Source organism: Microbacterium laevaniformans (assembly GCF_016907555.1).
In the GTDB taxonomy this organism is placed as follows: domain Bacteria; phylum Actinomycetota; class Actinomycetes; order Actinomycetales; family Microbacteriaceae; genus Microbacterium; species Microbacterium laevaniformans.
In genome coordinates, this window is record NZ_JAFBCE010000001.1 from 286,943 (window position 1) to 309,472 (window position 22,530).

The 22,530-nt window shown below is 67.4% G+C and carries 34 protein-coding genes; 33 read left to right on the forward strand and 1 reads right to left on the reverse strand.

Annotation, left to right across the window (positions count from 1 at the left end):
• Positions 1-88: 88 nt before the first annotated feature.
• From tuf to JOE53_RS01365, 33 genes are all read left to right on the forward strand, one after another.
• The gene (tuf, locus tag JOE53_RS01205) at positions 89-1,282 is read left to right on the forward strand and encodes an elongation factor Tu (protein WP_204946510.1); all 1,194 of its coding nucleotides are present in this window, start codon (positions 89-91) and stop codon (positions 1,280-1,282) included.
• A 152-nt stretch (positions 1,283-1,434) separates the two neighbouring features.
• Positions 1,435-1,647, forward strand: coding sequence for a hypothetical protein (locus JOE53_RS01210; protein ID WP_204946511.1), 213 nt, complete (start codon positions 1,435-1,437; stop codon positions 1,645-1,647).
• 887 nt (positions 1,648-2,534) lie between these two features.
• Positions 2,535-2,843 (forward strand): 30S ribosomal protein S10, encoded by a 309-nt coding sequence (gene rpsJ / locus JOE53_RS01215; RefSeq protein ID WP_005050520.1) that lies wholly within the window; start codon positions 2,535-2,537, stop codon positions 2,841-2,843.
• 10 nt (positions 2,844-2,853) lie between these two features.
• Entirely contained in the window at positions 2,854-3,513 is a 660-nt protein-coding gene (rplC, locus tag JOE53_RS01220; RefSeq protein ID WP_005050519.1) for a 50S ribosomal protein L3, read from the forward strand.
• A gap of 2 nt (positions 3,514-3,515) precedes the next feature.
• Complete coding sequence (gene rplD / locus JOE53_RS01225) at positions 3,516-4,178, forward strand: 50S ribosomal protein L4 (RefSeq protein ID WP_005050517.1); 663 nt, start codon at positions 3,516-3,518, stop codon at positions 4,176-4,178.
• Positions 4,175-4,477 (forward strand): 50S ribosomal protein L23, encoded by a 303-nt coding sequence (gene rplW, locus JOE53_RS01230; RefSeq protein WP_005050515.1) that lies wholly within the window; start codon positions 4,175-4,177, stop codon positions 4,475-4,477. The genes rplD and rplW overlap by 4 nt, the downstream gene beginning before the upstream one ends.
• A 24-nt stretch (positions 4,478-4,501) precedes the next feature.
• Positions 4,502-5,341, forward strand: a complete 840-nt coding sequence (gene rplB / locus JOE53_RS01235) for a 50S ribosomal protein L2 (RefSeq protein WP_005050513.1) — start codon at positions 4,502-4,504, stop codon at positions 5,339-5,341.
• Between the two features lie 12 nt (positions 5,342-5,353).
• A complete protein-coding gene (gene rpsS, locus JOE53_RS01240; RefSeq protein ID WP_005050512.1) occupies positions 5,354-5,635 on the forward strand; it encodes a 30S ribosomal protein S19 in 282 nt (93 codons plus the stop codon).
• Between the two features lie 39 nt (positions 5,636-5,674).
• Positions 5,675-6,073 carry a 50S ribosomal protein L22 gene (gene rplV / locus JOE53_RS01245; RefSeq protein ID WP_016463574.1) on the forward strand — a complete coding sequence of 133 codons (399 nt, stop codon included), beginning with the start codon at positions 5,675-5,677 and terminating at the stop codon, positions 6,071-6,073.
• Positions 6,073-6,834: a 30S ribosomal protein S3 gene (gene rpsC / locus JOE53_RS01250; protein ID WP_016463573.1), complete on the forward strand. Its 762-nt coding sequence runs from the start codon at positions 6,073-6,075 to the stop codon at positions 6,832-6,834. The genes rplV and rpsC overlap by 1 nt, the downstream gene beginning before the upstream one ends.
• Positions 6,834-7,253, forward strand: coding sequence for a 50S ribosomal protein L16 (rplP, locus tag JOE53_RS01255; protein ID WP_016463572.1), 420 nt, complete (start codon positions 6,834-6,836; stop codon positions 7,251-7,253). Before rpsC ends, rplP begins: the two co-directional genes overlap by 1 nt.
• Complete coding sequence (gene rpmC, locus JOE53_RS01260) at positions 7,253-7,567, forward strand: 50S ribosomal protein L29 (RefSeq protein WP_005050508.1); 315 nt, start codon at positions 7,253-7,255, stop codon at positions 7,565-7,567. Before rplP ends, rpmC begins: the two co-directional genes overlap by 1 nt.
• On the forward strand, positions 7,567-7,932 hold the full coding sequence (rpsQ, locus tag JOE53_RS01265) for a 30S ribosomal protein S17 (protein WP_016463571.1): 366 nt from the start codon (positions 7,567-7,569) through the stop codon (positions 7,930-7,932). The genes rpmC and rpsQ overlap by 1 nt, the downstream gene beginning before the upstream one ends.
• Before the next feature lie 3 nt (positions 7,933-7,935).
• Positions 7,936-8,304, forward strand: coding sequence for a 50S ribosomal protein L14 (gene rplN, locus JOE53_RS01270; protein WP_005050506.1), 369 nt, complete (start codon positions 7,936-7,938; stop codon positions 8,302-8,304).
• A gap of 5 nt (positions 8,305-8,309) precedes the next feature.
• Positions 8,310-8,669, forward strand: a complete 360-nt coding sequence (gene rplX, locus JOE53_RS01275; protein WP_061683043.1) for a 50S ribosomal protein L24 — start codon at positions 8,310-8,312, stop codon at positions 8,667-8,669.
• A gap of 2 nt (positions 8,670-8,671) precedes the next feature.
• Positions 8,672-9,262, forward strand: coding sequence for a 50S ribosomal protein L5 (gene rplE / locus JOE53_RS01280; RefSeq protein WP_016463569.1), 591 nt, complete (start codon positions 8,672-8,674; stop codon positions 9,260-9,262).
• An 87-nt stretch (positions 9,263-9,349) separates the two neighbouring features.
• Entirely contained in the window at positions 9,350-9,748 is a 399-nt protein-coding gene (rpsH, locus tag JOE53_RS01285; RefSeq protein ID WP_005050503.1) for a 30S ribosomal protein S8, read from the forward strand.
• Positions 9,749-9,754: 6 nt separating this feature from the next.
• Entirely contained in the window at positions 9,755-10,291 is a 537-nt protein-coding gene (rplF, locus tag JOE53_RS01290; protein ID WP_016463568.1) for a 50S ribosomal protein L6, read from the forward strand.
• Between the two features lie 2 nt (positions 10,292-10,293).
• Entirely contained in the window at positions 10,294-10,653 is a 360-nt protein-coding gene (gene rplR / locus JOE53_RS01295; RefSeq protein WP_204946512.1) for a 50S ribosomal protein L18, read from the forward strand.
• Complete coding sequence (rpsE, locus tag JOE53_RS01300; RefSeq protein ID WP_016463567.1) at positions 10,650-11,330, forward strand: 30S ribosomal protein S5; 681 nt, start codon at positions 10,650-10,652, stop codon at positions 11,328-11,330. Before rplR ends, rpsE begins: the two co-directional genes overlap by 4 nt.
• Positions 11,330-11,515, forward strand: a complete 186-nt coding sequence (gene rpmD, locus JOE53_RS01305; protein WP_005050499.1) for a 50S ribosomal protein L30 — start codon at positions 11,330-11,332, stop codon at positions 11,513-11,515. Before rpsE ends, rpmD begins: the two co-directional genes overlap by 1 nt.
• On the forward strand, positions 11,515-12,102 hold the full coding sequence (gene rplO, locus JOE53_RS01310) for a 50S ribosomal protein L15 (protein ID WP_005050498.1): 588 nt from the start codon (positions 11,515-11,517) through the stop codon (positions 12,100-12,102). Before rpmD ends, rplO begins: the two co-directional genes overlap by 1 nt.
• Positions 12,103-12,211: 109 nt before the next feature.
• Positions 12,212-13,549: a preprotein translocase subunit SecY gene (secY, locus tag JOE53_RS01315; RefSeq protein ID WP_036284611.1), complete on the forward strand. Its 1,338-nt coding sequence runs from the start codon at positions 12,212-12,214 to the stop codon at positions 13,547-13,549.
• Complete coding sequence (locus tag JOE53_RS01320; RefSeq protein WP_005050496.1) at positions 13,546-14,136, forward strand: adenylate kinase; 591 nt, start codon at positions 13,546-13,548, stop codon at positions 14,134-14,136. Before secY ends, JOE53_RS01320 begins: the two co-directional genes overlap by 4 nt.
• Positions 14,136-14,966, forward strand: a complete 831-nt coding sequence (map, locus tag JOE53_RS01325) for a type I methionyl aminopeptidase (RefSeq protein ID WP_005050495.1) — start codon at positions 14,136-14,138, stop codon at positions 14,964-14,966. The genes JOE53_RS01320 and map overlap by 1 nt, the downstream gene beginning before the upstream one ends.
• A 297-nt stretch (positions 14,967-15,263) precedes the next feature.
• A complete protein-coding gene (locus tag JOE53_RS01330) occupies positions 15,264-15,941 on the forward strand; it encodes a DsbA family protein (RefSeq protein ID WP_204946513.1) in 678 nt (225 codons plus the stop codon).
• Positions 15,942-16,108: 167 nt separating this feature from the next.
• Positions 16,109-16,330, forward strand: a complete 222-nt coding sequence (infA, locus tag JOE53_RS01335) for a translation initiation factor IF-1 (RefSeq protein WP_005050493.1) — start codon at positions 16,109-16,111, stop codon at positions 16,328-16,330.
• Between the two features lie 73 nt (positions 16,331-16,403).
• Positions 16,404-16,520 carry a 50S ribosomal protein L36 gene (rpmJ, locus tag JOE53_RS01340; RefSeq protein ID WP_005050492.1) on the forward strand — a complete coding sequence of 39 codons (117 nt, stop codon included), beginning with the start codon at positions 16,404-16,406 and terminating at the stop codon, positions 16,518-16,520.
• A gap of 175 nt (positions 16,521-16,695) precedes the next feature.
• On the forward strand, positions 16,696-17,076 hold the full coding sequence (gene rpsM, locus JOE53_RS01345; RefSeq protein WP_005050491.1) for a 30S ribosomal protein S13: 381 nt from the start codon (positions 16,696-16,698) through the stop codon (positions 17,074-17,076).
• A 37-nt stretch (positions 17,077-17,113) separates the two neighbouring features.
• Positions 17,114-17,512 (forward strand): 30S ribosomal protein S11, encoded by a 399-nt coding sequence (rpsK, locus tag JOE53_RS01350; protein ID WP_005050490.1) that lies wholly within the window; start codon positions 17,114-17,116, stop codon positions 17,510-17,512.
• 119 nt (positions 17,513-17,631) lie between these two features.
• Positions 17,632-18,621: a DNA-directed RNA polymerase subunit alpha gene (locus tag JOE53_RS01355; protein ID WP_204946514.1), complete on the forward strand. Its 990-nt coding sequence runs from the start codon at positions 17,632-17,634 to the stop codon at positions 18,619-18,621.
• A gap of 83 nt (positions 18,622-18,704) precedes the next feature.
• Positions 18,705-19,292 carry a 50S ribosomal protein L17 gene (rplQ, locus tag JOE53_RS01360; protein WP_204946515.1) on the forward strand — a complete coding sequence of 196 codons (588 nt, stop codon included), beginning with the start codon at positions 18,705-18,707 and terminating at the stop codon, positions 19,290-19,292.
• 130 nt (positions 19,293-19,422) lie between these two features.
• The gene (locus tag JOE53_RS01365; protein WP_204946516.1) at positions 19,423-20,364 is read left to right on the forward strand and encodes a GNAT family N-acetyltransferase; all 942 of its coding nucleotides are present in this window, start codon (positions 19,423-19,425) and stop codon (positions 20,362-20,364) included.
• A 35-nt stretch (positions 20,365-20,399) separates the two neighbouring features.
• Here the strand turns inward: JOE53_RS01365 and JOE53_RS01370 are convergent, their stop codons facing one another.
• On the reverse strand, positions 20,400-22,358 hold the full coding sequence (locus tag JOE53_RS01370; RefSeq protein ID WP_204946517.1) for an acyltransferase family protein: 1,959 nt from the start codon (positions 22,356-22,358) through the stop codon (positions 20,400-20,402).
• Between the last annotated feature and the right edge of the window lie 172 nt (positions 22,359-22,530).

The following is a 22,530-nucleotide window of genomic DNA, read 5'->3' on the forward strand; positions in this document are numbered from 1 at the left end:
AGTCGTCTAGACTGACACCCATCCCCGTAGAGCACCGGTCGCAATCCAGCGACCGGAACCTCTACATGAACGTCCTGAGGAGGACCCAGTGGCCAAGGCCAAGTTCGAGCGGACCAAGCCGCACGTCAACATCGGAACGATCGGTCACGTCGACCACGGCAAGACCACGCTCACCGCTGCGATCTCGAAGGTGCTCGCCGACAAGTACCCGTCGGCGACCAACGTGCAGCGTGACTTCGCGTCGATCGACTCGGCTCCCGAAGAGCGTCAGCGTGGTATCACGATCAACATCTCGCACGTCGAGTATGAGACCCCGAAGCGCCACTACGCGCACGTCGACGCGCCCGGCCACGCCGACTACATCAAGAACATGATCACCGGTGCCGCTCAGATGGACGGCGCGATCCTCGTGGTCGCCGCCACCGACGGCCCGATGGCGCAGACGCGCGAGCACGTGCTGCTCGCCAAGCAGGTCGGCGTGCCCTACCTGCTCGTGGCGCTCAACAAGAGCGACATGGTCGACGACGAGGAGATCCTGGAGCTCGTCGAGCTCGAGGTCCGTGAGCTGCTCAGCTCGCAGGACTTCGACGGCGACAACGCCCCGGTCGTTCGAGTCTCGGGCCTGAAGGCTCTCGAGGGCGACGAGAAGTGGGTCGAGTCGATCGTCGAGCTGATGAACGCCGTCGACGAGTCCATCCCGGACCCGGTGCGCGACAAGGACAAGCCCTTCCTCATGCCCATCGAGGACGTCTTCACGATCACCGGTCGTGGCACGGTCGTCACGGGCCGCGCCGAGCGTGGCACGCTGGCCATCAACTCCGAGGTCGAGATCGTCGGCATCCGCCCGACGCAGAAGACGATCGTCACCGGTATCGAGATGTTCCACAAGCAGCTCGACGAGGCCTGGGCCGGCGAGAACTGTGGTCTGCTGCTTCGCGGCACCAAGCGTGACGACGTCGAGCGTGGTCAGGTCGTCGCCAAGCCGGGTTCGGTCACGCCGCACACCGACTTCGAGGGCACCGCGTACATCCTCTCCAAGGAGGAGGGTGGCCGTCACAACCCGTTCTTCACGAACTACCGCCCGCAGTTCTACTTCCGCACCACCGACGTCACCGGCGTCATCACGCTGCCCGAGGGCACCGAGATGGTCATGCCCGGCGACACCACGGAGATGACGGTCGAGCTCATCCAGCCGATCGCCATGGAAGAGGGCCTCGGCTTCGCGATCCGTGAGGGTGGCCGCACCGTCGGTGCCGGTACCGTCACGAAGATCCTGAAGTAAGCACTTCACACCCTCGATGCCCCCGGGAGCCACGTGCTCCCGGGGGCATCGTCGTCTCCGCGGGGGCACGCCTCTAGGCAGCAGGCGCCGGCGTCGCCAGAATGTCCTCAGTGCGCTCCGCACGACATCGATCGAACAGGAGGGGGACGGCCATGGGGCTGGATGACATCGTGAATCAAGGCAAGCAGTTCCTGGAGCAGAACAAGGACAAGATCGACGAGGTGATCCACTCGGACAAGGCCGAGGAGGTCAGCGACAGCGTCCTCGACGTGGCCGCCGACGTCGTGAAGAAGGTCGCGCCAGACCAGTTCGACGCGAAGGTCGGCGAGGTCCGCGACCAGGTCGACGGCGCGATCGGCACGTGAGCTGCGAGCGGGTCCGACGGGGCGTCGCACCGTGTCGAAAACGAGATCAAAACCGGCTTGACGCTGGGTCGTGCACCCTCTAGCGTCAGCAGTGGTCAGTACGACGCCGGGGGGCTGAAAACCGACTGAATGAACTGTGGGGGTTCGTTCCGCCGCATCGCGCAGAGTCTGCGCGTGTGCACGGTGACAGGTTGTGGGGGCATGAGCGCTGCTCGTGGATGTATGGGGGATGCTGTTCGGGGGACCCGAGCGCACTCGTCGCGGTTCGGCGTTTCCGACCGCGTCTCCCTGGCTCCTGCCGGCGATGGACGATTCGCCGTCGATGTGGATGCCGGGGGGCGTCCTCATCGCGGTCGTCCGCGCCTGCGCGTCGTTCTGAACGCTGCGCCATCGCGTCGGGGGGACGCGGCGCGCTGAGACCCGGGGCGCGCGGTCGGGGGGTCGCGCGTCCCGCGGAGACCGGGAGGGGTGGGCTTTCCCCAAGGGCCCACCCCTCCCCTTTTTGTGTCTGCCGCGCACGGCGAGGGACCAGGGCAACGCCCGGCATCCCGGCGCGACACGCCCGGGTTTGCGACACGCCCGGCGGACACGTAGACTAGACCAGTTCCACATTCCTGCGTGCGCGTCAGCGACGTGCGGGATCACTGCCAGGGCAGTGCATAGGCGGCGCATCCTCTTCGGAAAAGCGCACTGACCTAGGCCGCGGGCAGCAGAACAACACAATCCGATCTCTCCTGGAAACAGGATTCGCCCGCGTGCGCGCGAACGATCGGAACTGACATCAGAACAGTGGTGCGCAAGTGCCCGGCACAACCCTGTGCCATGTGCGTCCAATGCCCCCTGAGCGATCAGGGCAGGTACGACGCGAGAAAGAGAGTGAGCAGACAATGGCGGGACAGAAGATCCGCATTCGCCTGAAGTCGTATGACCACGAGGTCATCGACACGTCGGCGCGCAAGATCGTCGACACGGTGACCCGCGCAGGCGCCACCGTTGTGGGCCCCGTGCCCCTTCCGACCGAGAAGAACGTCGTGTGCGTCATCCGGTCGCCCCACAAGTACAAGGACAGCCGCGAGCACTTCGAGATGCGCACCCACAAGCGCCTGATCGACATCATCGACCCGACGCCCAAGGCCGTCGACTCGCTGATGCGTCTCGACCTCCCGGCCGACGTCAACATCGAGATCAAGCTCTGAGGTCCCGGTCATGGCACACATCAACGAAAAGGTTTCCAAGGGCCTGCTCGGCACGAAGCTCGGCATGACCCAGGTCTGGGACGAGAACGGCAAGCTCGTTCCCGTCACCGTCATCGAGGTGGCCCCCAACGTGGTCACCCAGGTGCGCACGCCCGAGCGTGACGGCTACAACGCCGTTCAGATCGCCTACGGCCAGATCGACCCCCGCAAGGTCAACAAGCCCCAGACGGCCCATTTCGAGGCCGCGGGTGTGACCCCCCGCCGCCACCTCACCGAGGTGCGCACCGCGGATGCCGCTGACTACTCACTCGGTCAGGAGCTCACCGTGGACGCCACCTTCGAGGCCGGCCAGCTGGTCGACGTCGTCGGCACCAGCAAGGGCAAGGGCACCGCGGGTGTCATGAAGCGTCACAACTTCAAGGGTGTCTCCGCCTCGCACGGTGCGCACCGCAACCACCGCAAGCCCGGCTCCATCGGCGCCTCGTCGACGCCGAGCCGCGTCTTCAAGGGCATGCGCATGGCCGGCCGTATGGGTGGCGAGCGCGTGACCGTCCTCAACCTCACGGTGCACGCCGTCGACGCCGAGAAGGGTCTGCTGCTCGTCAAGGGCGCCGTCCCCGGTGCGCGTGGCCGCATCGTCTACGTCCGCAACGCAGTGAAGGGTGCCTGATCATGGCTGACTCGACTCTCGCGCTCGACGTCCACAGCCCCAGTGGCAAGAAGGCCGGCTCGGTCGCCCTTCCCGCTGCGCTGTTCGACGTCAAGACGAACATCCCGCTGATCCACCAGGTCGTCGTCGCGCAGCTCGCGGCGGCTCGCCAGGGCACGCACTCGACCAAGCGTCGTGGCGAGGTCTCCGGTGCCGGCCGCAAGCCCTTCAAGCAGAAGGGCACGGGTAACGCCCGTCAGGGCTCCATCCGCGCGCCGCACATGACCGGTGGTGGCATCGTCCACGGTCCGAAGCCGCGCGACTACTCGCAGCGCACCCCCAAGAAGATGATCGCCGCCGCCCTCCTGGGCGCGCTGAGCGACCGTGCTCGCGGTGGTCGTCTGCACGTGGTGGACTCCTTCGGCATCGAGGGCGCCCCGTCGACCAAGGCCGCTGCGGCCGTCCTCGCCGAGCTCGCTCCGACCAAGAACGTCCTGGTCGTCATCGAGCGCGGTGACGAGCTGGCGGTCAAGAGCGTGCGCAACCTTGCGTACGTCCACGTCCTCAGCTTCGACCAGCTGAACGCCTACGACGTGCTCGTCTCCGACGACATCGTCTTCACCAAGGCCGCCTACGACGCGTTCGTCGCGTCCAAGAGCGCCACCACCGAGGAGGTCTCGGCATGAACGTCTCCGTCAACAAGGACCCGCGCGACATCATCCTGAAGCCGGTCGTCTCGGAGAAGAGCTACGGGCTCATCGACGAGGGCAAGTACACCTTCCTGGTGGACCCGCGCTCCTCGAAGACCGAGATCAAGCTCGCGATCGAGAAGATCTTCGGCGTCAAGGTCGCTGCGGTCAACACGCTCAACCGCGCGGGCAAGTCCCGCCGCACCCGCTTCGGCACCGGCAAGCGCAAGGACACCAAGCGCGCCATCGTCACGCTCAAGTCGGGCACCATCGACATCTTCACGGCCGTCGGCTGACAGCTGGGATAGAGGACAACCAACATGGCTATTCGCAAGTACAAGCCCACGACCCCGGGTCGCCGCGGTTCGTCGGTGGCCGACTTCGCCGAGATCACGCGATCGACGCCCGAGAAGTCGCTGCTCCGTCCGCTGTCGAAGACCGGTGGTCGCAACAACCAGGGGCGCATCACCACGCGTCACATCGGTGGCGGTCACAAGCGTCAGTACCGCGTCATCGACTTCCGTCGCAATGACAAGGACGGCGTCAACGCCAAGGTCGCGCACATCGAGTACGACCCCAACCGCACCGCGCGCATCGCGCTGCTGCACTACGTGGACGGCGAGAAGCGTTACATCCTCGCTCCGAACAAGCTGCAGCAGGGCGACATCGTCGAGTCCGGTGCGGGCGCTGACATCAAGCCGGGCAACAACCTGCCGCTGAAGAACATCCCCACCGGTACCGTGATCCACGCGATCGAGCTCCGCCCCGGCGGCGGCGCGAAGATGGCGCGTTCGGCCGGTGCGTCGGTTCGCCTGGTCGCCAAGGACGGCCCCTACGCGCAGCTTCGTCTGCCGTCGGGCGAGATCCGCAACGTCGACGCGCGCTGCCGCGCCACGATCGGCGAGGTCGGCAACGCCGAGCAGTCGAACATCAACTGGGGCAAGGCCGGCCGCAACCGCTGGAAGGGCATCCGCCCGACCGTCCGCGGTGTCGCGATGAACCCGGTCGACCACCCGCACGGTGGTGGTGAGGGCAAGACGTCCGGTGGACGTCACCCCGTCTCTCCTTGGGGCCAGGCTGAGGGTCGCACCCGCCACGCCAACAAGGAAAGCGACAAGTACATCGTCCGTCGTCGCAACGCCGGCAAGAAGCGCAAGTAGGAGTAGAGGAAGATGCCTCGCAGCCTGAAGAAGGGCCCCTTCGTCGACGAGCACCTGCTTCGCAAGGTCGTCTCGCAGAACGATGCCGGCACCAAGAACGTCATCAAGACCTGGTCGCGCCGTTCGATGATCATCCCCGCCATGCTGGGACACACCATCGCCGTGCACGACGGACGCAAGCACATCCCCGTGTTCGTGTCCGAGACCATGGTCGGTCACAAGCTGGGCGAGTTCGCGCCCACCCGCACCTTCCGCGGCCACGAGAAGGACGACAAGAAGGGTCGCCGCCGCTGACGCGGTGGCGTTCCTAGAGAGGACTAGAGGAGGAGAGAAATGGTGGATTCCATCGCACGCGTCAAGCACATCCGCGTGACCCCTCAGAAGGCTCGTCGTGTCGTCGCGCTGATCAAGGGCAAGCAGGCTCAGGAGGCCCTGGCCATCCTGAAGTTCGCGCCCCAGAGTGCCAGCGAGCCGATCTACAAGCTCGTCGCCGCTGCGGTCGCCAACGCCCGGGTGAAGGCTGACAAGGACGGCGAGTTCCTGGACGAGCAGGACCTGTACGTGCGCAACGCGTACGTCGACGAGGGCACGACGCTCAAGCGTTTCCAGCCCCGTGCACAGGGCCGCGCCTTCCAGATCAAGAAGCGCACGAGCCACATCACCGTCGAGCTCGCGACCCCCGAGGTCGATGAGGCCGCGGCCGGCTCCACGAACAAGAAGGCGAGCAAGTAATGGGACAGAAGGTCAACCCGTACGGCTTCCGCCTCGGCATCACCACGGACCACGTGTCGCGTTGGTTCTCCGACTCCACGAAGCCGGGACAGCGTTACGCCGACTACGTGGCCGAGGACGTCAAGATCCGCAAGCTCCTGCAGACGCAGCTGGACCGCGCCGGCGTGAGCGGCATCGAGATCGAGCGCACGCGTGATCGCGTCCGCGTCGACATCCACACCGCCCGCCCCGGCATCGTCATCGGCCGCCGCGGCGCCGAGGCCGAGCGCATCCGCGCCGACCTCGAGAAGCTCACGGGCAAGCAGATCCAGCTGAACATCCTCGAGGTCAAGAACCCCGAGGCCGACGCCCAGCTGGTCGCCCAGGGCATCGCCGAGCAGCTCTCCGCCCGCGTGGCCTTCCGCCGCGCGATGCGCAAGGGTCTGCAGGGCGCACAGCGCGCCGGCGCCAAGGGCATCCGCATCCAGGTCTCGGGTCGTCTCGGCGGCGCCGAGATGAGCCGTTCGGAGTTCTACCGCGAGGGTCGTGTGCCGCTGCACACGCTGCGCGCGAACATCGACTACGGCTTCTACGAGGCCAAGACCACCTTCGGCCGCATCGGTGTGAAGGTCTGGATCTACAAGGGCGACCTCACCAACAAGGAGCTCGCTCGCGAGCAGGCCAACGCGCCGAAGGCACCCCGCGGTCGTGACGACCGTGGTGGCGACCGTCGTCGCGCGCCCCGCAACGAGGCGCCCGTCGCAGAAGGAGCATCGGCATAATGCTTATTCCCCGTAAGGTCAAGTACCGCAAGCAGCACCACCCGGGTCGCGCGGGCCAGGCCACCGGCGGCACGAAGGTCTCCTTCGGCGAGTTCGGCATCCAGGCCCTCACCCCCGCGTATGTGACCAACCGTCAGATCGAGTCCGCTCGTATCGCGATGACGCGTCACATCAAGCGTGGCGGCAAGGTGTGGATCAACATCTACCCCGACCGTCCCCTGACCAAGAAGCCGGCCGAAACCCGCATGGGTTCCGGTAAGGGTTCGCCGGAGTGGTGGGTCGCCAACGTCAAGCCGGGTCGCGTCCTGTTCGAGGTCGCGGGCGTCAACGAGCAGCTCGCTCGCGAGGCGCTCACCCGTGCAATCCACAAGCTGCCCCTGAAGGCACGCATCATCAAGCGCGAGGAGGGCGACGCGTAATGGCCGTCGGAACCAAGACGCTCGCTCCGAGCGAGCTGGACACGTTCGAGGACCAGCGCCTCGTCGAAGAGCTGCGCAAGGCCAAGGAAGAGCTGTTCAACCTGCGCTTCCAGTCGGCCACCGGCCAGCTCGAGAGCCACGGCCGCATCCGCGCCGTCAAGCGCGACATCGCGCGGCTCTACACCGTGATCCGCGAGCGCGAGCTCGGCATCCGTGCCACGCCCGCCCCCGTCGAGGTCGCGTCCAAGGCGAAGAAGACCAAGGCCAAGAAGGCGGATGACGCTGCCGAGGCCACGAAGGAAGAGGCCGAGTGATGGCTGAGACCACCGAGAAGAAGGCCGCCAAGAAGGCGCCGGCCGCCGAGGCCGTCGTTCAGGCGCCCGCTGCCGGTCACGAGTCGGCTGCCCATGACGTGCGCGATGCGGACGCCCGTGGCTACCGCAAGTCGCGTCGTGGCTACGTCGTCAGCGACAAGATGGACAAGACGATCGTCGTCGAGGTCGAAGACCGCGTGAAGCACCCGCTGTACGGCAAGGTCATCCGTCGCACGTCGAAGGTCAAGGCCCACGACGAGCAGAACAGCGCCGGCATCGGCGACCTCGTGCTGATCAACGAGACCCGGCCGCTCAGCGCCACCAAGCGGTGGCGCCTGGTCGAGATCCTCGAGAAGGCGAAGTAAGAAATGATCCAGACTGAGTCCCGCCTCAAGGTCGCCGACAACACCGGCGCCAAGGAGCTGCTCACGATCCGTGTGCTCGGCGGCTCCAACCGCCGTTATGCCGGTCTCGGCGACATCATCGTCGCGACCGTCAAGGACGCGATCCCCGGCGGCAACGTCAAGAAGGGCGATGTGGTCAAGGCCGTCATCGTCCGTACCAAGAAGGAGGTCCGTCGTCCCGACGGCTCCTACATCAAGTTCGACGAGAACGCCGCCGTCATCCTGAAGAACGACGGGGAGCCCCGCGGCACCCGCATCTTCGGACCGGTCGGTCGTGAGCTTCGTGACAAGAAGTTCATGAAGATCGTGTCGCTCGCACCGGAGGTGATCTGACCCTCATGGCCAAGATCAAGAAGGGTGACCTCGTTCAGGTCATCACTGGCAAGAAGCAGGACAAGGGCGGCGACCGCGGCAAGCAGGGCAAGGTCCTCGACGTTCTCGTCGAGCAGAACCGCGTCATCGTCGAGGGCGTCAACTACGTCACGAAGCACAACCGCGTGGGCCAGTCCCAGCGCGGCACCAGGACGGGCGGCATCGAGACGATGGAAGCCCCGATCCACATCTCCAACGTCGCCCTCGTCGACCCCTCGACCAAGAAGCCGACCAAGGTCGGTCACCGTGTCGAGGAGCAGACGAAGGATGGCGTGAAGCGCACCGTCCGCGTGCGCTACGCGAAGAAGAGCGGCAAGGACCTCTGAACATGAGCAGCACCACTGCCGCGGCGGCTGGCAAGATCCAGCCCCGCCTGAAGCAGAAGTACCAGGACGAGATCAAGAAGGCCCTGCAGGACGAGTTCGGCTACGCCAACGTCATGCAGATCCCCGGGATCGTCAAGGTCGTCGTGAACACCGGTGTCGGCGAGGCAGCTCGCGACTCCAAGGTGATCGACGGTGCGGTCGACGACCTCACCAAGATCACCGGCCAGAAGCCGGTCGTCACGAAGGCCCGCAAGTCCATCGCGCAGTTCAAGCTGCGCGAGGGCCAGGCCATCGGTGCGCACGTCACCCTCCGCGGTGACCGTGCTTGGGAGTTCCTGGACCGTCTCGTGAACCTCGCCCTGCCGCGTATCCGCGACTTCCGCGGCCTGTCGCCCAAGCAGTTCGACGGTCACGGCAACTACACGTTCGGTCTGCAGGAGCAGTCGGTCTTCCACGAGATCAACCAGGACAAGATCGACCGCGTCCGCGGCTTCGACATCACGATCGTCACCACGGCGAAGACGGATGACGAGGGCCGGTCGCTGCTGCGCCAGCTGGGCTTCCCGTTCAAGACGGACGAGAACCAGGCCTGACACCCCCCGACCTCTCCGGTCGGTCCATCAAGAAGGTCGGCTGTCGTGTAACGGCATCCGAAACCGCTGAACAAAGGAAACCAAGAAATGACGATGACAGACCCGGTCGCTGACATGCTGACCCGTCTGCGCAACGCGAACTCGGCGCACCACGACTCCGTGTCGCTGCCGAGCTCGAAGCTCAAGACCCACATCGCCGAGATCCTCCAGCAGGAGGGCTACATCTCCGGCTGGGAGGTCTCCGACGCTCGTGTCGGCCAGACCCTCACCCTCACGCTGAAGTACGGCCCGAACCGCGAGCGGTCGATCGCCGGCATCAAGCGCGTCTCGAAGCCCGGCCTGCGCGTGTACGCACGCTCGACCGAGATCCCCAAGGTCCTCGGCGGCCTGGGCGTCGCGATCCTGTCCACCTCCTCCGGTCTTCTCACCGACCGCCAGGCAGAGCAGAAGGGCGTGGGTGGGGAAGTCCTCGCCTACGTGTGGTGATCTGACATGTCGCGTATTGGACGTCTTCCCATCGACATCCCCGCCGGCGTGACCGTTTCGGTCGACGGCCAGGATGTCACGGTCACGGGCCCGAAGGGCGAGCTCGCGCTCTCCGTCTCCAAGCCCATCGAGGTCAAGGTCGAGGAGAACCAGGTTCTGGTCTCCCGTCCCGACGACGAGCGCGAGTCGCGTTCGCTGCACGGACTGACCCGCACCCTGATCAACAACAACATCATCGGCGTCACCCAGGGCTACACCAAGGGCCTCGAGGTCGTCGGCACCGGTTACCGCGTCGCGCAGAAGGGGACGGCGGTCGAGTTCGCGCTCGGCTTCTCGCACCCCGTTCTCGTCGAGGCGCCGGCCGGCATCACGCTGACCGTCGAGGGCAACAACAAGCTCACCGTCAGCGGCATCTCGAAGCAGGCCGTCGGTGAGGCCGCCGCGAACATCCGCAAGATCCGCAAGCCCGAGCCCTACAAGGGCAAGGGTGTGCGCTACGCGGGCGAGGTCGTTCGCCGCAAGGCCGGAAAGGCTGGTAAGTAATCATGGCTGTCAAGTCGAAGAGCGACGCGCGTTCGCGTCGTCACCTGCGCCTTCGCAAGAAGGTCGTGGGCACCGGGGCCCGTCCGCGCCTCGTCGTCACCCGCTCGGCCCGCCACGTCTTCGTCCAGCTCGTGGACGACAGCAAGGGCGTGACCGTCGCGTCGGCGTCGACTCTCGAGTCGGACCTGCGCACGTTCGACGGTGACAAGACCGCCAAGGCCCGCAAGGTCGGCGAGCTCGTCGCCGAGCGCGCCAAGGCGGCCGGCTTCTCGGACGTCGTGTTCGACCGCGGTGGCAACCGCTACGCGGGCCGTGTCGCAGCGATCGCCGAGGGCGCCCGCGAGGGAGGTCTGAACCTGTGAGCGATGCAACTACTCAGAATGTGGAGAACGAAGTGACCGAGCAGGCTGCGGCCACCGCTCCCGTCGAGCGCGAGGCCCGCGAGCCCCGTCGCGGCGGTCGCGAGCGCAACCCCAACCGCGACCGTGGTTCGCGCGACGCCGAGAAGAGCCAGTTCCTCGAGCGCGTCGTGACGATCAACCGCGTGTCGAAGGTCGTCAAGGGCGGTCGCCGCTTCAGCTTCACGGCGCTCGTCGTCGTGGGTGACGGCAACGGTCTCGTCGGCGTCGGCTACGGCAAGGCGCGTGAGGTCCCCCTCGCCATCTCCAAGGGTGTCGAAGAGGCCAAGCGCAACTTCTTCCGCGTGCCCCGCACCGGCTCGTCCATTCCGCACCCGGTGCAGGGTGAGGCCGCTGCCGGTGTCGTGCTCCTGCGTCCGGCCGCCGCCGGTACCGGTGTCATCGCCGGTGGCCCGGTGCGCGCCGTGCTCGAGTGCGCCGGTATCCACGACGTGCTCTCCAAGTCGCTCGGTTCGTCGAACACGATCAACATCGTGCACGCGACCGTCGAGGCGCTGAAGCAGCTCGAGGAGCCCCGCGCGGTCGCCGCGCGTCGCGGTCTCGACTTCGACCAGGTGGCTCCGGCCCGTCTGATCCGTGCCGAGGCTGACGCCGCGGCCGCTGCGAAGGTAGGTGCCTGATGGCCGCGCGTCTCAAGGTGACCCAGGTCAAGTCCAAGGTGAGCGAGAAGCAGAACCAGCGTGACACGCTGCGTTCGCTCGGCCTGAAGCGGATCGGCGACTCGGTCGTCCGTCCCGACGACGCGCAGACGCGCGGCTACGTCAAGGCTGTCGCCCACCTCGTCAAGGTTGAGGAGATCGACTGATGGCCGAGAAGGCTGAGAAGGCGACCGAAGAGGTCGCTGTGAAGAACACCGAGAAGAAGGCCGCCGCGAAGCCGGCTGCCAAGAAGACCGCCGAGAAGCCGGCCGCGAAGAAGGCTCCCGCCAAGAAGGCGGATGCCGAGGTGTCGCGCCCCGGTGTGCTCAAGGTCCACCACCTGCGTCCGGTCCCGGGCTCCAACACCGCGAAGACCCGTGTCGGTCGCGGTGAGGGCTCGAAGGGCAAGACCGCCGGTCGTGGCACCAAGGGTACGAAGGCCCGTTACCAGGTGAAGGTCGGTTTCGAGGGCGGCCAGATGCCGCTGCACATGCGTACGCCGAAGCTGCGCGGGTTCAAGAACCCGTTCCGCGTCGAGTACCAGGTGGTCAACCTCGACAAGCTGGCTGAGCTGTACCCGGCCGGTGGCGATGTCACCGTCAGCGACCTCGTCGCAAAGGGCGCCGTGCGCAAGAACGAGAAGGTCAAGGTGCTCGGCACCGGCGACATCTCGGTCAAGCTCACCGTCGCCGTCGACAAGGTCTCGGGTTCGGCCGAGCAGAAGATCGTCGCCGCAGGCGGTTCGGTCAAGTAATTCCACGGCAGGGGCCGGAGGCGAGCCTCCGGCCCCTGTTGCCGTACTCTGGAAGCGGTGTCCTCGGACCCGCATCGAGACACCGGTCAGCTCTCTGGAGGAAATCCCCTTGTTCAGCGCCGTCAGCGCCATCGCGCGGGTCTTCCGCACCCCGGATCTCCGGCGGAAGATCTTCTTCACCCTCGCGATCATCGCCATCTACCGACTCGGTGCGCACGTTCCGGCGCCCTTCGTGAGCTTCCCCAACGTGCAGTCCTGCCTCCAGCAGACGGGCTCGGCCAGCGAAGGCCTGCTGTCGCTGGTGAACCTGTTCTCCGGCGGCGCGCTCCTGCAGCTGTCGATCTTCGCCCTGGGCGTCATGCCCTACATCACCGCGACGATCATCGTGCAGCTGCTGCGTGTGGTGATCCCGCACTTCGAGGCGCTGTACAAAGAAGGGCAGGCCGGTCAGGCCAAGCTCACGCAGTACACCCGCTACCTGACGATCGCGCTGGCGCTCCTGCAGTCCACCACGCTGGTGACGGTGGCACGTTCGGGTCAGCTCTTCGGCACGACCGGCATCGCCGAGTGCAACGCGCTGCTGACCAACGATGTGTGGTGGGCCCAGCTGCTGATGATCATCACGCTGACCGCCGGCACCGGTCTCATCATGTGGTTCGCCGAGCTCGTCACCGAGCGCGGCGTGGGCAACGGCATGTCCATCCTCATCTTCACCTCGATCGCGGCGCAGTTCCCGGCGGCCATGTGGGCCATCGCCACGTCGCGCGGTTTCGAGGTCTTCCTCCTCGTGCTGGCCGTCGGCATCGTCGTCGTCGCTCTCGTCGTCTTCGTCGAGCAGTCGCAGCGGCGCATCCCCGTGCAGTACGCCAAGCGCATGGTCGGGCGTCGCACCCTCGGCGGCACGAACACGTACATCCCGATCAAGGTGAACATGGCGGGCGTCGTGCCGGTCATCTTCGCCTCCTCGCTGCTGTACATCCCGGCACTGATAGCCCAGTTCAATCAGACGCCGGACGCCAACGGCAACATCCCGGGCTGGGTGACCTGGATCCAGCAGTACCTCACCAAGGGCGATCACCCGCTCTACATGCTGCTGTACTTCCTGCTCATCGTCGGGTTCACCTACTTCTACGTCGCGATCACCTTCAACCCCGTCGAGGTCGCCGACAACATGAAGAAGTACGGCGGGTTCATCCCCGGCATCCGTGCAGGTCGTCCGACGGCCGAGTACCTCGACTACGTGTTGACGCGCATCACGTTGCCCGGCTCGATCTACCTCGGTCTCATCGCCCTGCTGCCCCTGGTGGCGCTCGCGACGGTCAGCGCCAACCAGAACTTCCCGTTCGGCGGCGCCTCGATCCTCATCATCGTCGGTGTGGGTCTGGAGACCGTGAAGCAGATCGACGCCCAGCTGCAGCAGCGCCACTACGAAGGGCTGCTGCGATGACCGCTGCGCGACTGCTCATCATCGGACCGCAGGGCTCGGGCAAGGGCACCCAGGGCGTGCGCATCGCCGATGCCCTCGGCATTCCCGCTGTCTCGACGGGGGACGTGTTCCGCGCCAACGTCAAGGAAGGCACGGAGCTCGGCCTGAAGGTCAAGGCGATCATCGACGCTGGCGACCTCGTGCCGGACACCCTGACGGGGGAGATCGTCCGAGACCGGCTCGCTCAGGCGGATGCCGCGAACGGCTTCCTGCTGGACGGCTACCCGCGCAACCTCGGCCAGGTCGGCGACCTCGACGGCTTCCTCGATGAGCGGGGCGAGCCGCTCACGGCGGTGATCGAGTTGGTCGTGCCGCGCGACGAGTCCATCCAGCGCCTGTCGCTGCGGGCGACCGAGCAGGGCCGTGCCGACGACAACGCCGAGTCGATCGCGAAGCGTCTGGCCATCTACGAGTCCGAGACCGCGCCGATCCTCGATCTCTACCGCGAGCGGGGCATCGTCGATCAGATCGACGGCGTCGGGTCGCTGGACGAGGTCTACGCCCGGATTCAGGCCGCGCTGGAAGCTCGCGGCATCGCCGCCTCCTGATGGGACTTCGTCGCTCCTTGTACAAGACGCCGGCGCAGCTGCGCTCGATGGTCGAGCCGGGCCTGATCACGGCGGCCGCGCTGGATGCCGTGCGTGCACTGATCGCCCCGGGCGTGACCACGGCTGAGCTGGATGCCGCGGCATCCGAGGTCATCCTCGCCCGCGGTGCCGAGTCGAATTTCCAACTCGTGCGCGGGTACCGGCATACGACGTGCATCTCGGTCAACGACCAGGTCGTCCACGGCATCCCCGGGGAGCGGGTGCTCGAAGCGGGCGACATCGTCTCGATCGATGCGGGGGCGCAGTTCAAAGGCTGGAACGGCGACTCGGCGATCACCGTCGTCGTTCCCGGCGGGGACCCGGCCGTACGGGCATCGCGCGAGCGGCTCTCGCAGGTGACTGAAGGGTCGCTCTGGGCGGGCGTGGCCGCGCTCGCGTCGGCGTCGCGCGTCGGCGAGATCGGCGACGCGGTCCAGGGCTACATCGAGCGGTCGGGGGAGAGCTACGGCATCCTCCGCGATTACGTCGGTCACGGCATCGGCCGGCGGATGCACGAGGGGCCGACGATCTTCAACTATCGGGTGTCCGACCTCGGCCCCGCGGTGCGTCCGGGCCTGTGCGTCGCGATCGAGCCCATGGTCACCGTCGGCTCTGAGGAGACCTTCGTCGAGGACGACGACTGGACGGTCACCACCGTCGACGGCAGCGACGGCAGTCACTGGGAGCACAGCGTCGCGGTGCACGAGAACGGCATCTGGGTGCTGACCGCTGCCGACGGCGGCGCCGCCGGTCTCGCCCCCTTCGGCGTCACACCCACCCCCATCGCCTGAGCGCTCTCCTCCCGGTGTCGCAGGAGCGGCTCGCGGGGTGCGTGAAGGCTCCTCCCCAGGGCACCCCACTGCGCGCGTTCGGCATCCATCCGCAACGCTGACGAGTCACGCCGAGCCGCTACGAACGTGCCGAACCGACGCGAAAGGGCGCGCGAGGACATGGCGGCTCGCGGAAGAGATAGCGGTTCGGCACGGGTGGGGGGCGAAGTCACGGCTTTCACGGGCAACGCATAAGACCGTGTGAGCCAGAATGGGAGAACAGCGGCGACAGCCGCACATCGGAGAGGCATCGAGGTTATGGCGCAGGCAGCAGCGGGTAAGAGGAACTGGTTCGCGATCTGGGTGAGCGTGGCGGCCGTCGTCGTGGTCGCGCTGGTCATCGGCCTTGTCGTGTGGATGAACAACGTCAGCTCCGGACCCGGCGCGCAGCCTTCGTCGAGCAACATCAACACGGATACCGGTGCGATCTCCTTCGGCAGCGGCCCCGACGTCGTCGACACCTACGTGGACTTCATGTGCCCGATCTGCAACCAGTTCGAGAAGACCGAGGGTGAGACGATCAAGCAGCTCGTCTCCGACAACAAGATCACCCTCAACATCCACCCCGTGTCCATCCTCGACCGTGCGTCGCAGGGAACGAAGTTCTCCAGCCGGTCGGCCAGTGCGATGTTCGCCGTCGCCGAGGCGGACCCCGCCAACGCCTATGCGTTCATGGAGGCGATGTTCCAGAACCAGCCGCAGGAGAGCTCGCCCGGTCTCTCGGACGACCAGATCGTCTCGATCGCCAAGGGCGCGGGCGTCAACGTCACGAGTGATCTCGAGAAGGCGATCACCTCGGGCACGTACATCAAGTTCGTCCAGGCGCACGGCCTGCCCGACGGCGCCAAGGGGACACCGACGCTGGTGGTGAACGGTACTTTCGTGAACGTCACCTTCAACCCGCAGACGGACATCGTCGCCAACCTCAAGGGCTGACCACGTGATGCGCGTCTGAGACGAGCGAGAGGGCCGCGCGGCAGTTTGCCGTGCGGCCCTCTATCACGTACACTGGATCTTTGGTGCCTTGCGCCTTCATTGGCGTGTCGCCGCACCACATCCCACTCACCGCAGACCGACCGGTCTGCACAAGCGTCAGCGAGGCCATGGCTAAGAAAGACGGTGTCATCGAAATCGAGGGCGTCGTGTCTGAAGCGCTGCCCAACGCGATGTTCCGCGTTGAGCTCACCAACGGACACAAGGTACTCGCCACGATCTCCGGCAAGATGCGGCAGAACTACATCCGCATCATCCCCGAAGACCGCGTCGTCGTGGAGCTCTCGCCCTACGACCTCACGCGCGGTCGCATCGTCTACCGCTACCGCTAGACCGGTCGAGAAGTAACGAGCGGGCGGATGCCTCGGCATCCCGTCCGACTCGAAGACAGCGAACAGGAAAATCATGAAGGTCAACCCCTCCGTCAAGCCCATCTGCGACCACTGCAAGGTCATCCGTCGCCACGGTCGCGTCATGGTGATCTGCAAGTCGAACCCGCGTCACAAGCAGCGCCAGGGCTGAGTCGCTCGCGGCTCGAGGACGCGTGAGGCCCGCAGGGCCGAGCCGACACCTCACGACGAAGACACAACTCAATACGCACACAGGCAGGATCAGAGCCTCTTCGGAGGGGACACCTCGGGGCGGAGGCCCGGGCACCGATCCTGCTCCACACCTCCATCACTCCTAGGAGAACCGCATGGCACGTCTTGCCGGCGTTGACATCCCGCGTGACAAGCGCGTGGTGATCGCCCTCACGTACATCTACGGCATCGGCCGTACCCGTTCGGTCGAGATCCTCACGGCCACCGAGATCGACGAGTCGATCCGCGTCAAGGACCTCACCGACGACCAGCTGGTCGCACTGCGCGACCACATCGAAGGCAACTACAAGGTGGAGGGTGACCTTCGCCGCGAGGTCGCCGCCGACATCCGCCGCAAGGTCGAGATCGGCTCGTACGAGGGTCTGCGTCACCGCCGCGGCCTTCCGGTGCGCGGTCAGCGCACCAAGACCAACGCGCGTACCCGCAAGGGCCCGAAGCGCACCGTCGCCGGCAAGAAGAAGGCCGGCCGCAAGTAAGCGCGGCCCCCCGGTACAGGTTTAGGAGAACAGACACATGGCACAGGCCAAGACTGCTGCGCGCAAGCCGCGTCGCAAGGAGAAGAAGAACATCGCGCTGGGCCAGGCCCACATCAAGTCGACGTTCAACAACACGATCGTTTCGATCACCGACCCCTCGGGCGCCGTCATCAGCTGGGCGTCCTCGGGTGGAGTGGGCTTCAAGGGCTCGCGCAAGTCGACCCCGTACGCCGCCGGCATGGCCGCCGAGTCGGCTGCCCGCCAGGCCGCCGAGCACGGCGTCAAGAAGGTCGACGTCTTCGTGAAGGGCCCGGGTTCGGGGCGCGAGACCGCGATCCGCTCGCTGCAGGCCGCCGGCCTCGAGGTGGGGTCGATCTCCGACGTCACCCCGCAGGCGCACAACGGCTGCCGCCCGCCGAAGCGTCGCCGCGTCTGACTTCCGGGCCGGGTGCCCCCGTGTGACGGGGGCACCCGGCATCCGTCGCTTTTGAAAACTCAACACCTCTTGCAATCGCACGTGTCATATAGCGGGCACGTGACGGAAAGGAACACATAGTGCTCATTGCACAGCGTCCCACTCTGACCGAGGAGAAGATCGGCGAGTTCCGCAGCCGCTTCGTCATCGAGCCGCTGGAGCCCGGCTTCGGCTACACGATCGGCAACGCGCTGCGCCGCAGCCTGCTGTCCTCGATCCCCGGCGCGGCTGTCACCAGCATCCGCATCGACGGCGTGCTGCACGAGTTCAGCACCATCCCGGGCGTGAAGGAGGATGTCACCGAGATCATCCTCAACATCAAGCAGCTGGTCGTCTCCTCGGAGCGCGACGAGCCGATCACCGCCTACCTGTGCAAGACCGGCGCCGGCGAGGTCACCGCTGCCGACATCTCCGCTCCGGCGGGTGTCGAGGTGCACAATCCCGAGCTGGTCATCGCGACGCTCAACGACTCGGCGAAGTTCGAGCTGGAGCTCACGATCGAGCGCGGCCGCGGCTACGTGTCGGCCACGCAGAACCGCAACGAGTACGCCGAGGCGGGTCAGATCCCGATCGACTCGATCTACTCGCCCGTTCTGAAGGTCTCGTACCGCGTCGACGCGACCCGTGCCGGTGAGCGCACCGACTTCGACAAGCTCGTCCTGGACGTCGAGGCCAAGCCGTCGATCTCCCCGCGGGATGCCGTCGCGTCGGCCGGTCGCACGCTCACCGAGCTGTTCGGTCTCGCCCGCGAGCTGAACGTCGAGGCCGAGGGCATCGAGATCGGCCCCGCGCCGGTCGCCGAGGTTCTCACCAACGAGCTGTCGATGCCGATCGAGGACCTCGATCTGTCGGTGCGTTCGTACAACTGCCTCAAGCGTGAGGGCATCAACACGGTGTCCGAGCTGGTCGCCCTCTCCGAGACGCAGCTGATGAACATCCGCAACTTCGGTCAGAAGTCGGTCGACGAGGTGCGCGACAAGCTCGTCTCCCTCGGCCTGTCGCTGAAGGACTCGGTCCCCGGGTTCGACGGTGCGCACTTCTACGGCGGCTACGACGACGAGGCCCTCTGAGCCTCCGCGCTCGCAACGGCAAGACCTTCTGTGCGCACCGGCCCCGACCGGTTCGCTGACCTTTTCCCTCTGGAGTAACTGACATGCCCAAGCCCACCAAGGGTCCCCGCCTCGGAGGCGGCCCCGCCCACGAGCGTCTGCTGCTGGCCAACCTGGCCTCGGCGCTGTTCACCCACAAGTCGATCACGACGACCGAGACCAAGGCCAAGCGCCTGCGTCCGCTCGCCGAGCGCATGGTCACCTTCGCCAAGCGCGGCGACCTGCACGCTCGTCGTCGCGTGCTGTCCGTGCTCGGCAACAAGGACGCCGTCCACGAGCTGTTCGCCGAGATCGCGCCGCTGGTCGCCGAGCGTGAGGGCGGTTACACCCGCATCACGAAGATCGGCAACCGCAAGGGTGACAACGCGCCCATGGCCGTGATCGAGCTCGTCCTCGAGCCGGTCAACCCGAGGCCGAAGTCGACCAAGAAGGCGGCTGCGGCCGCTCCGGTCGCCGCCCCGGCCAAGGATGAGGATGTCGCCGAGGAGACCGCCACCGAGGCGGTCGCCGAGGCCGACGAGGCTCAGGATGCCGCGGACGAGGTCGTCGCCGACGCCGCCGCCGCCGCAGGTGCCGAGTCGCCCGAGGAGGGCGCCGCGGCCGAGGCTGCTGCCGAGGACGCCGCGAAGTAAGCACGGCTGTCGTTCGAGAAGGCCCGCACCCGTCAGGGGTGCGGGCCTTCTCTTTTCGCGCCTCGGCCGGCTCCGCGCGTGCGCCCCACGCGCGTCCCAACTACAGTGGCCCGACGCCATCCACGCCGTGATGGTGGCGGCGGAGCGTGTCGACCACCCGACCTGGACCACTCCGCGCGAGGTCGTCGCCGACACCTTCGATCTTGCGCACATCGACCACTCCCGCGACACCGTGCTGGCGCTGGATGCCGAGGGCACGGTGATCGCGTTCGGAAGCTCCTTCCTCCACCCTTCGCGCGAGGGCGCGCTGAACGTGCACCTGTCGGGTGCGGTGCTGCCGATGCTGTGGCGCCGCGGGATCGGCAGCGCGGTGTTCGGCTGGCAGTACGCGCGCGGCCTCGAGCAGCTGGCGGAGGCCGCGGGCGCGCTGCCCGACGTGCCGGGCGATGGCTGGAGCGCTCAGCTGCGGGTGTACGCCGAGGAGTCGAACCGCGGCAATCAGAGGCTCGCCGAGTCGGCGGGTCTGGCCGCCGAACGCTGGTTCGCCACGATGCTGCGCGATCTGACCGACGGTGCGCCGGAGGTGTCGCTGCCGGCCGCGGCGCAGGAGAGCGGGCTGCGCATCGTGGCGTACACGCACGATCGTGATGACGACGCCCGTCTGGCGCGCAACGATGCGTTCCGCGATCACTGGGGAAGCCTGCCGAGCCAGCACGAGTCGTGGGCCAAGTTCGTCGGCGGCGAGTTCTTCCGCCCCGATCTGTCCCGGCTGGTCGTCGAGGCCGACGGCACCATCGCCGCATTCTGTCTCGCGTCGGTGAACGAGGAGGACTGGGCGAGTCTGGGCGTCTCGAACTCGTACATCGACCTCATCGGTGTCGTGCAGGCGCGCCGTCGGCAGGGACTGGCTCCCGCGGTCGTCGCGGCGACGTTGCGCGCGATCGCCGGTGCCGGTCTGCAGAAGGCGGTGCTCGACGTCGACACCGCGAGCCCGACGGGCGCCGACGCCCTCTACGAGGGGCTGGGCTTCATGGCGGACGAACGGTCCGTCGCCCTGGTGGCGCACATCTGACGCGGGCGGCGCTCCCGCCGGCGGCGTGGAGCGGCTCAGGAGGGCGGCACGGGGGCGAGTGCCCGGGTCGTGGCCCAGCGGATCAGCTGCACCTGATACCGCGTCTGCGCGCGCTGATTCGCCACGGCATCGACGGCGCGGGTGACGGTGTCGGCGTAGATGCGCCCGCCGGTCTCGCCCGGATGGATGCCATCGCCGGCGAGCACATCGGCGTGCGGCGCGATCGCGCCGGACCAGTCGGCGAGGACGACGCCGGGATGGCTCGCCGCGAACGCGGTCAGCTCGGCATTGACGCCCGGGATCCAGTCGCGGGGAGCGAACGCCGTGACCAGAACGAGCGTGCGGTCGCGACCGACGCGGTCGTAGATGTCCTGGAGGGCGTCCGAATCGACGGGGCCGTTGGTGCCGAGGCCCACGACGACGTAGTCACGCAGGGCGCCCTGATCGGAGAGCCGGTCGATGATCTTGCTGCCCGCCCACATCGAGCGCGAGACTTCGGCGTCGATCTGCACGCCCGGAAGCTCGTCGAGAAGCCCGCCGGCCGAGGCGAGCATCACCGAGTCGCCGACGGCCGTCACCCGGTCGCCGCTCACGGTGACCGGTGCCGGGGACAGCGGCTCGCCGTCGGGGCCCTCCGTCGCTGCGGGGGTCGGCGTCGGCAGGGGGGCATCGGTGCTGCCGCCCGACGGGGTGGGGGCTGCGGAGGCCGCGTCGAGCGCGCGCTGGCCCGCCTCGACCACCGCCTGGCTGGAGCTGACCGGCGGGGCGGCGGCGACGGCGGCCGTCGTGCCGCCGAGCACGAGCGCCCCGACGCCCACGGTCGCAATCGCCCCGAAGCGCCGTGACGGCGTGGAGTGCAGGCGCGCCCACAGTGCCCGCCCGGCTCCCCGGAAGCCGAGGCGGCGTACGGGCTGTTCGAGCAGGCGGTACGAGGCCGCGGAGACGCCGAGCGTGAGGGCGGCGGCGCCGAGCCCGACCGTGACCGGCACGGATTCCTCGAGGAAGCCGCCCGTGGTCGCGAGGGCGAGTAGGACGACGACGGGCCAGTGCCACAGGTAGATGCCGTAGGAGCGCGCGCCGATCCAGCGCAGCGGCGCGACGTCGAGTGCGCGCCCGAACCATGAGCCGGCGTGCGTCGCCGCCGCGATCGCGACCGCGGTCAGCACGCTCGCGACCGCCGGGACGAGCGGGTACTGCTCCGCGCCCCCCGGGACGGCGCCGACGGCGACGATGCCGATCACGCTCGTGGCGCCGATGACGGCGGTCCAGGCGGGAACGACGCCGCCGATCGATTCGCGCGCCGGCGCACTCCAGGCGGTGCGTCCGGCGAGCGCGAACGCCAGCGCGACGCCGATCAGCAGGCCGAAGGCGTGTGTATCGGTGCCGTAGTACGCGCGCGTCAGGTTGACCGATGCCGACCCCGCGCCCGCGAGCTGCGCGGCCCATGCCAGGGACGCCGCGGCCAGGACCACGGCGACCGCGGCGCGCATGGCGCGGCGCGGGAGCAGGAGGAAGACGGGCAGCAGCAGCGGCCAGAGGACGTAGAACTGCTCCTCCACGGCGAGCGACCACAGGTTTCGCAGCAGCTCGGGTTGCGTCCCGGCGAAGTAGGACGCGCCAGCCGAGATCGACGCCCAGTTGGAGGAGAACGTGATCGCGCCGAGCACCTGTCGACCGAGCCCCAGCAGAACGTCCCCACCGATGAGCCAGGCGACGCTGGCACTCACGGTGACCACCACGGCGAGCGCCGGCAGGAGCCGGCGGGCACGGCGCGTCCAGAAGGCGAGGAGGGCGATGCGCCCGGTGCGATCGTGTTCGCGCAGCAGCAGCGCCGTGATGAGGAAGCCCGAGATGACGAAGAAGACGTCGACGCCGACGAAGCCGCTGTGCAGCACCCAGCCGGGAAACAGGTGATACACGACGACGAGAACGACGGCGAGCGCGCGCAGGCCGTCGAGGCCGGCGTAACGCGGTACCGGAGGGGGGGAGGTCATGGCGGGCGCTGAGATTCCGTCGTGGTTCCGTAGGGTTCCGTGCGGGCGCCGCGCCGGCCACGTCGGGTCGGCGCGAGCGGATCTTCCAGTGTACGTACCCTCCCTGAACGCGAGGGGTCCGCCGTACGCGCCCGCCGATGACGGGCGCGTGCGCCGCGTGGGGTGCGCCAGA

What these genes read in the sequence shown, in the direction of transcription:
- rpsK (WP_005050490.1), top strand. Translation starts at nt 17,114, where the DNA reads ATGGCACAGGCCAAGACTGCTGCGCGCAAGCCGCGTCGCAAGGAGAAG.
- rpsM (WP_005050491.1), top strand. Translation starts at nt 16,696, where the DNA reads ATGGCACGTCTTGCCGGCGTTGACATCCCGCGTGACAAGCGCGTGGTG.
- JOE53_RS01370 (WP_204946517.1), bottom strand. Translation starts at nt 22,358, where the DNA reads ATGACCTCCCCCCCTCCGGTACCGCGTTACGCCGGCCTCGACGGCCTG.
- rplP (WP_016463572.1), top strand. Translation starts at nt 6,834, where the DNA reads ATGCTTATTCCCCGTAAGGTCAAGTACCGCAAGCAGCACCACCCGGGT.
- rplD (WP_005050517.1), top strand. Translation starts at nt 3,516, where the DNA reads ATGGCTGACTCGACTCTCGCGCTCGACGTCCACAGCCCCAGTGGCAAG.
- rpmC (WP_005050508.1), top strand. Translation starts at nt 7,253, where the DNA reads ATGGCCGTCGGAACCAAGACGCTCGCTCCGAGCGAGCTGGACACGTTC.
- rpmD (WP_005050499.1), top strand. Translation starts at nt 11,330, where the DNA reads ATGGCCGCGCGTCTCAAGGTGACCCAGGTCAAGTCCAAGGTGAGCGAG.
- rplF (WP_016463568.1), top strand. Translation starts at nt 9,755, where the DNA reads ATGTCGCGTATTGGACGTCTTCCCATCGACATCCCCGCCGGCGTGACC.
- JOE53_RS01365 (WP_204946516.1), top strand. Translation starts at nt 19,423, where the DNA reads ATGGTGGCGGCGGAGCGTGTCGACCACCCGACCTGGACCACTCCGCGC.
- infA (WP_005050493.1), top strand. Translation starts at nt 16,109, where the DNA reads ATGGCTAAGAAAGACGGTGTCATCGAAATCGAGGGCGTCGTGTCTGAA.
- rplW (WP_005050515.1), top strand. Translation starts at nt 4,175, where the DNA reads ATGAACGTCTCCGTCAACAAGGACCCGCGCGACATCATCCTGAAGCCG.
- rplX (WP_061683043.1), top strand. Translation starts at nt 8,310, where the DNA reads ATGGCCAAGATCAAGAAGGGTGACCTCGTTCAGGTCATCACTGGCAAG.
- rplO (WP_005050498.1), top strand. Translation starts at nt 11,515, where the DNA reads ATGGCCGAGAAGGCTGAGAAGGCGACCGAAGAGGTCGCTGTGAAGAAC.
- rplE (WP_016463569.1), top strand. Translation starts at nt 8,672, where the DNA reads ATGAGCAGCACCACTGCCGCGGCGGCTGGCAAGATCCAGCCCCGCCTG.
- JOE53_RS01330 (WP_204946513.1), top strand. Translation starts at nt 15,264, where the DNA reads ATGGCGCAGGCAGCAGCGGGTAAGAGGAACTGGTTCGCGATCTGGGTG.
- rplV (WP_016463574.1), top strand. Translation starts at nt 5,675, where the DNA reads ATGGTGGATTCCATCGCACGCGTCAAGCACATCCGCGTGACCCCTCAG.
- rpmJ (WP_005050492.1), top strand. Translation starts at nt 16,404, where the DNA reads ATGAAGGTCAACCCCTCCGTCAAGCCCATCTGCGACCACTGCAAGGTC.
- rpsQ (WP_016463571.1), top strand. Translation starts at nt 7,567, where the DNA reads ATGGCTGAGACCACCGAGAAGAAGGCCGCCAAGAAGGCGCCGGCCGCC.
- JOE53_RS01320 (WP_005050496.1), top strand. Translation starts at nt 13,546, where the DNA reads ATGACCGCTGCGCGACTGCTCATCATCGGACCGCAGGGCTCGGGCAAG.
- rpsS (WP_005050512.1), top strand. Translation starts at nt 5,354, where the DNA reads ATGCCTCGCAGCCTGAAGAAGGGCCCCTTCGTCGACGAGCACCTGCTT.
- JOE53_RS01210 (WP_204946511.1), top strand. Translation starts at nt 1,435, where the DNA reads ATGGGGCTGGATGACATCGTGAATCAAGGCAAGCAGTTCCTGGAGCAG.
- rplQ (WP_204946515.1), top strand. Translation starts at nt 18,705, where the DNA reads ATGCCCAAGCCCACCAAGGGTCCCCGCCTCGGAGGCGGCCCCGCCCAC.
- rplN (WP_005050506.1), top strand. Translation starts at nt 7,936, where the DNA reads ATGATCCAGACTGAGTCCCGCCTCAAGGTCGCCGACAACACCGGCGCC.
- rpsH (WP_005050503.1), top strand. Translation starts at nt 9,350, where the DNA reads ATGACGATGACAGACCCGGTCGCTGACATGCTGACCCGTCTGCGCAAC.
- rpsJ (WP_005050520.1), top strand. Translation starts at nt 2,535, where the DNA reads ATGGCGGGACAGAAGATCCGCATTCGCCTGAAGTCGTATGACCACGAG.
- rplC (WP_005050519.1), top strand. Translation starts at nt 2,854, where the DNA reads ATGGCACACATCAACGAAAAGGTTTCCAAGGGCCTGCTCGGCACGAAG.
- rpsC (WP_016463573.1), top strand. Translation starts at nt 6,073, where the DNA reads ATGGGACAGAAGGTCAACCCGTACGGCTTCCGCCTCGGCATCACCACG.
- rplB (WP_005050513.1), top strand. Translation starts at nt 4,502, where the DNA reads ATGGCTATTCGCAAGTACAAGCCCACGACCCCGGGTCGCCGCGGTTCG.
- rplR (WP_204946512.1), top strand. Translation starts at nt 10,294, where the DNA reads ATGGCTGTCAAGTCGAAGAGCGACGCGCGTTCGCGTCGTCACCTGCGC.
- map (WP_005050495.1), top strand. Translation starts at nt 14,136, where the DNA reads ATGGGACTTCGTCGCTCCTTGTACAAGACGCCGGCGCAGCTGCGCTCG.